The sequence below is a fragment of the Actinotalea sp. genome (assembly GCF_035443605.1).
Taxonomy (GTDB): Bacteria; Actinomycetota; Actinomycetes; order Actinomycetales; family Cellulomonadaceae; genus Actinotalea.
Genome location: NZ_DAORSQ010000097.1, coordinates 1 through 9145, shown reverse-complemented (window position 1 = coordinate 9145; position 9145 = coordinate 1). Strand labels below are relative to the sequence as shown.

Annotated in this window: 10 protein-coding genes; 3 read left to right on the top strand and 7 right to left on the bottom strand. The window is 74.8% G+C overall.

Annotated elements, in window-relative coordinates; genetic code table 11:
- On the bottom strand, positions 1–317 hold a 317-nt coding region (locus PKY62_RS10580; protein WP_324536730.1), incomplete at its 3' end, for an ABC transporter permease.
- Positions 314–1324, bottom strand: a complete 1011-nt coding sequence (locus tag PKY62_RS10575) for an ATP-binding cassette domain-containing protein (protein WP_324536728.1) — start codon at positions 1322–1324, stop codon at positions 314–316. The genes PKY62_RS10575 and PKY62_RS10580, both read right to left, overlap by 4 nt.
- A gap of 149 nt (positions 1325–1473) precedes the next feature.
- Between PKY62_RS10575 and PKY62_RS10570 the strand changes: the two genes are divergently transcribed.
- The 3 genes from PKY62_RS10570 to PKY62_RS10560 all read left to right on the top strand — a co-directional run bounded on the left by PKY62_RS10570 (position 1474) and on the right by PKY62_RS10560 (position 3851).
- The gene (locus PKY62_RS10570; RefSeq protein ID WP_324536726.1) at positions 1474–2829 is read left to right on the top strand and encodes a Glu/Leu/Phe/Val family dehydrogenase; all 1356 of its coding nucleotides are present in this window, start codon (positions 1474–1476) and stop codon (positions 2827–2829) included.
- Between the two features lie 175 nt (positions 2830–3004).
- Positions 3005–3262: an SDR family oxidoreductase gene (locus PKY62_RS10565; RefSeq protein ID WP_324536724.1), complete on the top strand. Its 258-nt coding sequence runs from the start codon at positions 3005–3007 to the stop codon at positions 3260–3262.
- A 10-nt stretch (positions 3263–3272) separates the two neighbouring features.
- A complete protein-coding gene (locus PKY62_RS10560; protein WP_324536722.1) occupies positions 3273–3851 on the top strand; it encodes an NYN domain-containing protein in 579 nt (192 codons plus the stop codon).
- A gap of 175 nt (positions 3852–4026) precedes the next feature.
- Here PKY62_RS10560 and PKY62_RS10555 read toward each other — a convergent pair whose 3' ends face one another.
- From PKY62_RS10555 to PKY62_RS10535, 5 genes are all read right to left on the bottom strand, one after another.
- Complete coding sequence (locus PKY62_RS10555; protein ID WP_324536720.1) at positions 4027–6909, bottom strand: putative bifunctional diguanylate cyclase/phosphodiesterase; 2883 nt, start codon at positions 6907–6909, stop codon at positions 4027–4029.
- Positions 6910–7005: 96 nt separating this feature from the next.
- Positions 7006–7710: a helix-turn-helix transcriptional regulator gene (locus PKY62_RS10550; protein WP_324536718.1), complete on the bottom strand. Its 705-nt coding sequence runs from the start codon at positions 7708–7710 to the stop codon at positions 7006–7008.
- A gap of 62 nt (positions 7711–7772) precedes the next feature.
- On the bottom strand, positions 7773–7973 hold the full coding sequence (locus PKY62_RS10545; protein ID WP_324536716.1) for a hypothetical protein: 201 nt from the start codon (positions 7971–7973) through the stop codon (positions 7773–7775).
- Position 7974: 1 nt separating this feature from the next.
- Positions 7975–8598: an ArsR/SmtB family transcription factor gene (locus PKY62_RS10540; protein ID WP_324536714.1), complete on the bottom strand. Its 624-nt coding sequence runs from the start codon at positions 8596–8598 to the stop codon at positions 7975–7977.
- 69 nt (positions 8599–8667) lie between these two features.
- Positions 8668–9145, bottom strand: a 478-nt coding sequence (locus PKY62_RS10535) for a methyltransferase domain-containing protein (RefSeq protein WP_324536711.1), incomplete at its 5' end; no start/stop codon positions are given.

Genomic DNA, 9145 nt, shown 5'->3' with positions numbered 1-9145 from the left:
AGCACCGCCGACGGCGCCATGGGCAGCGACCGGAAGCGGTCGATGATGCCCTTCTTGACGTCCTCCGCGAGGCCGGCCCCCGTGATGGTCGCCCCGAAGATCACCGTCTGGGCGAAGATCCCGGCGATGAGGAACTCGCGGTAGCCCGCTCCCCCGCCGCCCTGGTCGATGGCCCCGCCGAAGACGAAGGCGAAGAGGAGCACGAACATGATGGGCGAGAGCACCGTGAAGACGATGAGGTCCGGCACCCGCTTGATCTTGATGATGTTGCGCATGGCGACGACGTGCGCGTCGGCGATGACCGCGGGGACCCTCATCGACGGGCCTCCTTCCGTGCGCGGCCGGCTCGCCCGGTCCCGGCGGCCTCGAGCTCTGCCTCGACCTCCTCGGCCGGGCGGCCCGTCAGGGTGAGGAACACGTCGTCGAGCGTGGGCCGGCGCAGCCCGACGTCGTCGATGGTGATGCCCGCGCCGTCCAGCCGGCGCAGGGCGTCGACGAGCACGCTCGCCCCACCGCTGACCGGCACGAGCAGCGACCGCCGGTGCGCGTCGACCACGGGTGCCCCCACACCGAGCGGCGCGAGCAGCGCGCTCGCCTCCGCGACCCGTGCGGCGTCGGTCACGGTGATCTCCAGCCGCTCGCCGCCCACCTGGGCCTTGAGCTGGTCGGCGGTGCCCTGGGCGATGATCCGGCCGTGGTCGATGACGACGATCGAGTCGGCGAGCACGTCGGCCTCCTCCAGGTACTGGGTGGTCAGCAGCAGGGTGGTGCCACCCGCGACGAGCGTCTGGATCACCTCCCACATGTCCGTCCGTCCCCGCGGGTCCAGCCCCGTGGTCGGCTCGTCGAGGAACAGCACCGGCGGGTCGGCGACGAGCGCCCCCGCCAGGTCGAGCCGGCGGCGCATCCCGCCGGAGTAGGTGCGTGACGGACGGTCGGCCGCGTCCTCGAGGCGGAAGTCGGCGAGCAGCCGGCGGGCCCGCTCGCGCGCCTCGCGGCGGCCCAGGTGGTAGAGCCGGCCGATCATCGTGAGGTTCTCGAAGCCGGTGAGGTACTCGTCCACGGCCGCGTACTGGCCGGACAGGCCGATCCTGCGACGCACGCCGCGCGGATCGGTGAGCACGTCCACCCCCGCCACGTGCGCGCTCCCCTCGTCGGGCCGCAGCAGGGTCGCCAGGATGCGCACGATGGTCGTCTTGCCCGCCCCGTTGGGCCCGAGCAGCCCGAGCACAGATCCGGTCGGGACGGCGAGGTCCACCCCGCCCAGGGCCGTGACGCTGCCGTACCTCTTCACCAGGCCCGTGGCCGTGATCGCGTCGGTCATGGTCCCGAGGGTAGGACGAAGGTCCGACACGGGCACGCCCGGGGCGGTGTAGCTCGTTCTGGTCACCCCCGGCGGCCGGAGGTGACAGAGTGGGCCCGGGCCCGATGTCGTTCCCGGCGGGCCCGTCAGCGCCCCGTCGAAGGAGAACGATGACCGTCCCCGAGCCCGCCACGAGCAGGCCCGCCACCGCCCCGTCCACCACGTCCCGTCCCACCCTGACGGCCGACGTCCCGGACATCGCCCCCGACTCCGCCCGGCCCACGCACGACGGCCCGCTGGCCACCGCGCAGTCGCAGCTCGCGGGGGCCATCCGCCGGCTCGGCTACGACGAGGGCATGCACGCCATGCTCGCCACCCCACGTCGCGAGATCAACGTCGCGATCCCGCTGCGCCGCGACGACGGGTCGACGGCGCTGTTCCACGGCTTCCGCGTCCAGCACAACGTCTCGCGCGGGCCCGGCAAGGGCGGGCTGCGCTACCACCCGTCTGTCGACGTCGACGAGGTCCGCGCGCTGGCCATGTGGATGACCTGGAAGTGCGCCGTCGTCGAGCTGCCGTACGGGGGCGCCAAGGGCGGCGTCGCGATCGACCCGCGCCGGTACTCGCAGGCGGAGCTCGAGCGCGTGACCCGCCGCTACACCAGCGAGATCATGCCGATGATCGGCCCGGAGCGGGACATCATGGCGCCCGACATCGGCACCGACGCCCAGACGATGGCCTGGGTGATGGACACCTACTCGGTCAACCAGGGCTACACCATCCCCGGCGTCGTGACGGGCAAGCCGCTCGAGGTCGGCGGCTCGCTCGGCCGCGCGACCGCGACGTCCCGCGGCGTCGTGCACTCGACCCGGGCCGCGCTGCACGAGGCCGGCCTCGACCTGCCCGACGTGCGGGTCGCCGTCCAGGGGTTCGGCAAGGTCGGCTCGCACGCCGCGGACATGTACGCGGACGCCGGCGCGCGCGTGGAGGCCGTCAGCGACCAGTACGGCGGCCTGCACCGCTCGGGCGGGCTGGACATGCAGCGCGTGCTCGACCACGTCCGGACCACGGGTTCGGTGGTCGGCTTCCCCGGTGCCGACCCGATCGACAACACGGACCTGCTCACCCTCGACGTCGACGTCCTGGTGCCGGCCGCCGTCGAGGGCGTCCTCACGGCGGACAACGCGCTCGACGTCGCCGCGCGGTGGGTGGTCGAGGGCGCCAACGGCCCCACCACCGCCGAGGCCGACGCGATCCTGGCCGAGCGCGGCGTCGTCGTCGTGCCCGACATCCTCGCCAACGCCGGCGGCGTCGTCGTCTCCTACTTCGAGTGGGTCCAGGCGCAGCAGGCGTACTGGTGGACCGAGGCCGAGATCGAGCAGCGGCTCGCCGAGCGCATGCTGCACGCCTACGCGGCCGTGGCCGAGGTGGCCCGCCGCGAGGCGGTGTCGCTGCGCGACGCCGCGCTGCTGCTCTCGGTGCAGCGCGTCGCCGTGGCCCACCGGACGCGGGGCCTGTACCCCTGACCCGCGAGGCCGGCGGCACGAGGGCCGCCGGCGGGCAGAGGACCGTCGGGCAGGGCGACCGCGGGCGCCACCGTGCTCGTGGGGGCCTGCGGCACGCCGGCACGGCGGACCGGGCGGACCGGGCCGCCGTCGACGGCTTCGGCGGCCTCGACGTCCTCGTCATCGCCTGGGGGTGGTGGCCCTCGGCCCCGTCGCGGAGCTGACCGACGATTTCCTGGACGAGCTCGTCGCCGTCAACCTCCTCGCGCCCGTCCCGCTGCTCCGCGCCGCGCAACCCCACCTCGCGGCCCCGGCCCAGCGGGGCGGGCCGGCGGTCGTGGTGAGCATCTCCGCCGCCGGCCGCGAGCTGCGGCGGTCCCGGATCCGCCTCCTCGACAGCGAGCGCGACCTGCCGTCGAGCGCGTTCACCGCCCCCGGCGCCGCGCGCCCGTAGTGTGCGGGAGGTGACCACCCTGACGGACGCACCGCGGCGCACCTACCTGCTCGTCGACGGCGAGAACATCGACGCGACCCTCGGTGGGTCGATCCTCAACGGTCGCCCCGCACCCGAGGAGCGCCCGCGCTGGGAGCGCGTGCTGGAGTTCGCCAGGACCGCGTGGGGCGGTCAGGACGTCACGGGCCTGTTCTTCCTCAACGCGTCCAACGGCACCATGCCGATGTCGTTCGTGCAGGCCCTGCTGGCGATCGGCTTCCAGCCCATCCCGCTGTCCGGCGAGGCCCACGAGAAGGTCGTGGACATCGGCATCCAGCGCACCCTCGACGCGCTCGCCGACCGCCCGGGAGACGTGCTCCTGGCCAGCCACGACGGCGACTTCGCACCGCAGCTCGCCGCGCTGCTCGGCACCGACCGCAACGTCGGCCTGCTGGGCTTCACGGAGTTCACGTCGGGCTCGCTGCGCCACCTCGTCGAGGGCGGTCTGCAGACCTTCGACCTCGAGTCAGACGTCCAGGCGTTCACCGTGCGGCTGCCCCGCCTGCGGATCATCCCGCTGGCCGAGTTCGACCCGACGCGCTACCTCTGAGCCGCGGGCCCGCTCCCGGGTCCGCGCGCGCGGAGCGCTCGGGTCGCGACGCGCGGGCGTGTCGGTGCTACTCCCTCCGCGCGAGCCATGAACGCTCCGCACGATGGCGGAACGCTCCGCACGACGGCGGAACGCTCCGCACGACGGCGGGACGCTCCGCACGACGGCGGGACGCTCAGCGTGGGAGGTCGACGCACCCCGGCGCGGGTGCTGGAAGGGTGACGTCGAGGGTGAGCACCGGGGCCGGTCGGCCCAGCAGGTAGCCCTGGACGGTGTCGCAGCCGGCCCGGCGCAGCGTGCACAGCTGCTCGGCCGTCTCGACCCCCTCGGCGACCACGCCGATGCCGAGCTCGCGCGCCAGCGCCAGGACCCCCCGGACCACCCCGAGCGACGCCGCGTGGTCGGGCAGTCCCGAGATGAACGACCGGTCGATCTTGACCTCGTCGACCGGCAGCTGCTGCAGCCACGTCAGGGTCGAGTACCCGGTGCCGAAGTCGTCCAGCGAGATGCGCACGCCGAGCTGACGCAGCTCCGCGAGGTGCTGGATCACCCCGGGCAGGTCCGTGAGCGAGCGGCTCTCGACGACCTCGAGGTGCAGCAGACCCGCCGGGACGCCGTGCCGCGTCACCGCGGTCCGGACGGCCGGCAGCAGGCGCCGGTCGACGAGCGTGGCGCTGGCGAGGTTCACCGCGATCCGCAGCGGCCCGGCGCGGCCGGACGGCCAGCCCGACCACGCGGCGCACGCGGCGTCCACGGCCCACAGGTCGAGCTCGGTGACGAGACCCACCTCCTCCGCGAGGGGCAGGAACGCGCCGGGGGCCAGCAGCCCCAGCCGCGGGTGGTCCCAGCGCAGCAGCGCCTCGGCGCCGATCACCGTGGCGACGTGGTCGGAGGAGTCCACCACGGGCTGGAAGAAGAGCCGCAGCTCGTCCGAGGCGACCGCGACCGCGAGCTCGGCCTCGAGCGACGGCGTGGTGCGCGGCGTGGCGGTGTCGCCGGCGAGCGCCACCTGGTTGCGTCCCGACTGCTTGGCCACGTACATCGCCGCGTCGGCAGCGGCGAGCAGGCGGTCGCCCCGGCCGTCCGGACCCACGTGCACGGCGACCCCGACGCTGACCGTGCCGCGCAGCTCACGGCCCGCGATCCGGAACGCCTCGTCGAGCTCCTCGACGAGGCGGTTCGCCACGGCGAGCGGCAGGCCCTCGTCCTCGACGTCGACCAGCAGCACCCCGAACTCGTCCCCGCCGAGGCGCCCGACGACGTCGCGCTCGCGCAGCTGGCCGCGCAGCCGCGCGGCGACCTGGCGCAGCATCTCGTCGCCCGCGGCATGGCCCAGCCCGTCGTTGACGGTCTTGAAGCGGTCGAGGTCGCAGAACAGGACGGCCGTGGCGCGTCCGGCCGCCGCGTGCAGCAGCGCCTCGTCGAGGAGCGCGCCGAACGCCGCGCGGTTGGGCAGCCCGGTGAGGGCGTCGTGCTCCGACTGGTGGCGCACGGTGGCCAGCAGCCGCGCGTTGGCCAGGGCAGTGGCCCCCTGGTCGCTGATGCCCCGCATCCTGGCCATCGCCTCGGCGTGCGCCGCGTCGTCCCCCACCTCGGTGGTCCAGCCTGCGACCGCGACGCCCATCATCGTGTCGCCGGACAGCAGCGGCACCATGATGATGCGGCCCATGCCGACCGAGACGAGCGCCCCGCGCGCCTGGTGGCTGGCGTCGCCGGCGCTGATGTGCACGGGGCCGTGGTGCGCGAGCATCTCGAGGAGCTCGGGGATCTGGCCCGCGGGGAGCCCCTGGTCGCGCAGCGCGTCGCGCACCTCCTGGGAGTAGCCCGTCGACGCCATGGGCACCAGGACGCCCCGGCCCGGGTCCCACCGCATGACCGAGGCCATGTCGCACCCGACGACCCCTGGCAGGGCCGAGGCGATCACCCGGGCCACGGCCACGGCGTCGGACTCCGCGGCGAGCTCGTGGGCGAGCGTCAGCAGCGCGGAGGCCCGGCGCTCCTGGCGGCGGCTCTCCTCGAGCGCCGTGAGCAGGTCGAGCGCCGCCGCGGCGTGGCTCGCGTAGGCGCGCAGCAGCGGCTCGTCGTCCGGCTGGCCCTCGTACCCCGCGCCGTACAGGGCGACGAGCCGGCCGTGCCGACGCCGGGCCGAGGAGACGTCGACCACGAGGGCCGAGGAGCCGAGGTCCTCGCCCGCGAGGACGCGCTCGGCGAGCACCTGGGTCTGCCCCGGCGTCAGCCCGCGCGCCCGGACCACGGACCCCCCGTCCCGCGGGTCGGTCACGACGAGCAGGTACCCGGCCGCCAGCACGGCCGCCACCGCCCGGTCGGTGATCCGGTCGAGCACCGTGCCGACGTCGTCGCTGGCCACGAGGTCGGCTGCGGCGTGCTGGAGCTCGTGGATCTGGGCGCGCAGGCCGGCGACCTCCAGCTCGGTCGAGACCGAGGCTGCCCGGCGCACGAGCGGCAGGGGCAGGCGTCGGTAGCGCTTCCAGCCCACCCGGTAGACGCAGGCCGGGAAGCCGTCGGACTCGCACTCGACGTGCTCGATGGTGGCCGGGGGCAGCCCGAACAGGCCGGGGACCGCCGCGAAGAGCCCCTGCGCGTACTCGCAGTCGAGGCGGGAGTGCTGGTAGCCGTCGTGCAGCCGGTAGCTGAGCAGCGCCGAGGTCGCGCCGGACTCGAGCACGGTCATCGTCGACGTGGTCGAGAACTTCGGCACCATGCGCGGCAGCTGCCGGAACACGGCCCGGGGCGAGCCGAGCGCCCGCAGGATCATGAGGATGTACTGGTCGACGCCGCCGCGCATCGCCTCGGCCCCGACGGAGAACATCGTCCGAGGGTCGCCGAGCACCTCGGTCGCGGCCTCGAAGAGCCGCAGCCGCGTGTCGTAGCCCACCCAGTGCGAGACCTCCTGGAGCTCCTCGCTCGTGTGCGTCACCCGGGCGCGCTCGAGCACGTCGGCGACGGCGTCCGGCCCGCCCTCCCGGCGCACGTAGCGCAGGAGCAGGGCCGTCGTCGCCCCGGACGTCTCCCGTGGCTCGCTCGGTGGTGTCGTCATCGGGTCGGTGCGCACTCCTTCGTCACCCCCTATCGACGCCCACCCCGCGCGCATGAGCCACCGGCGTCGACGCGCACCGCCGTCACGACGCGGCGGTCACCCCTCGGCGCTCCTCCAGGTGCAGCACGCAGCGGTGCGGCTCGACGAAGGGGTCGAGCCGCTCGGCGACCAGCGGCCCGCCCTGGCACGCCAGCACGCCAGCACGCCACGCGCGAGGCCGAGGTGCACCGCGCAGACCACCTCGGTGCGCCGCCGCGCGAGGTCGTCGAAGGGGCAGCGGTGCAGGTGCACCTGGAGGCTCGCGACATCGGTCGTCGGGGCGAACCCCAGGTCGCCGAGGTGTCGCTCCAGCGCCGCGAGCTGGGCTCCCGCCGCCGTGGACCGCTCGGACGCGGCATCGGCGGCCGGTCCGGGAAGGCGCCCGCCGGCCTCCGCCACGTGCTCGAGCGCCCAGCTGCGCCCTGCGGCCTCTGCCCCGGCGACGGGCGAGTCCATGGCCGCGCCGAACCCGTCGACGAGCAGCCCCGTGAGGCGGTCGCGCACCGCACCGTGGACCGAGGCGGGAGCCGGCCGGTCGATCGCGCGGTAGACGAGCCGGGGCCGCCCCCGGGTGGCGCGCGGCTCGGTGGCGCGCTCGACGAAGCCGCTGGCGACCAGCTGGTCGAGGTGCTCGCGCGCGGTGTTGACGTGCAGCCCGACATCCGCAGCGACCTGCGCCACGGGCAGCGCGTGGCCGCTGCGCTGCAGCACGGCGAGGATCTCGACCTTGCTCGCAGACGACAGGGCTCGGTACGCGCTCAACCCGTGGACCATGCCTCGATTGTCCCGGTTCGCACCGTGCGCCACCGGGACCTTCGGCGCGGTCAGACCCCGGCACCCCGGCGCAGCGCGAGCATCGTGTCCCGCTGCTGCTCGAGCCGGTCCAGCGCGCGCGGCACCCGGGCACCGTGGCGGGTGCGCGCCGCGTGGCGCGACACCTCCAGGACGACGGCGCCGCGGTAGCGCCCGAGGGCGAGCACGGGAAGGCGCAGCCGGGTGGTCGTGGCGATCGGCACGGCGGTCATGTCAGTCCACCTCCGGGGTAGGGAAGTCGTCGGGGTTCACGGTGGCGAACAGCCGACCGATGCGCGCGCCCGCCGGCCGCAGGGACGGGTCCCGCAGCCGCTCGTCGAAGCGCTCGGTCACCGCGGCGATCGCGGCCACCACCTCGCGCATCTCCTCGGCCGTCGCGTAGAAGGCCGAGGTGGTCACGGCGACGGTGTTGACCCACTCCGCCGGGACCTCGGTGCTGCGCTGCAGGAAGCCCCGGACGCGCTCGACCTCGCGGAGCATCGCGATGCCCGCGAGCTCTGCCACCGCGCGCAGCGACGCCGGGTCCCGGCCGTCGGGCTCGAGCATCCGGCCGCGGGACGTGGGCCGCCACGGCTTCTCGCGGCCACGCGCGGGCGCCGGCTCGATGAACCCCGCCCTGGCCAGGGTCCGCAGGTGGAACGAGCAGTTGGCGACGGTCTCGCCCAGCTGCTCCGCGCACTGCGTCGCCGTCGCCTCGCCCCGCTCGTCCAGCAGCTGCAGGAGGTCCAGCCGCACCGGGTGGGCCAGGGCCCTGATCCGGGCGGGGTCGCTGACGTGGAGCTGCTCCCCGTGCGGGTCGGGGACGGCCGGGACGTCGGGGGTGGTCACGGTGCTCATGCGACGAGGGTACGTCTAGCAACATCTCTTGCGCAAGAGATATTGCGCAAGAGATGTTGCGAGACGATCTCAGCGTGGTCGGACCGCACGCACGATCGCGCCGTGCATCCCCGGCGCCACCTCGTGGGTCGGCTCCACCGACGCGTCGACGAACCCGGCGGTCGCGAGCCCCGCCAGGTACTCCGAGCGGGACAGCGCCCCCGCGATGCACCCGACGTGGCTGCCACGCTCGGCCCGCTCCGCCGGGCTGACGTCGTCCTGCGCGACGACGTCGCTGATCCCCAGCCGACCGCCGGGCACGAGGACGCGGAACGCCTCGGCGAGCACGGCCGCCTTGTCGGTGGACAGGTTGACGACGCAGTTGGAGATCACCACGTCGACCGCGGCGTCGGGCAGCGGCAGCGCCTCGATGCGACCCTCGAGGAACGCGACGTTGGTCACGCCGGCCGCCGCGGCGTTGGCGCGCGCGAGCCCGAGCATCTCCGGCGTCATGTCGACCCCGTAGGCGAAGCCGTCCGGGCCCACCCGGCGAGCCGAGAGCAGCACG

Coding starts and splice junctions, on each gene's coding strand:
- PKY62_RS10575 (WP_324536728.1), bottom strand. CDS start 1,324: ATGACCGACGCGATCACGGCCACGGGCCTGGTGAAGAGGTACGGCAGC.
- PKY62_RS10570 (WP_324536726.1), top strand. CDS start 1,474: ATGACCGTCCCCGAGCCCGCCACGAGCAGGCCCGCCACCGCCCCGTCC.
- PKY62_RS10555 (WP_324536720.1), bottom strand. CDS start 6,909: ATGACGACACCACCGAGCGAGCCACGGGAGACGTCCGGGGCGACGACG.
- PKY62_RS10545 (WP_324536716.1), bottom strand. CDS start 7,973: ATGACCGCCGTGCCGATCGCCACGACCACCCGGCTGCGCCTTCCCGTG.
- PKY62_RS10540 (WP_324536714.1), bottom strand. CDS start 8,598: ATGAGCACCGTGACCACCCCCGACGTCCCGGCCGTCCCCGACCCGCAC.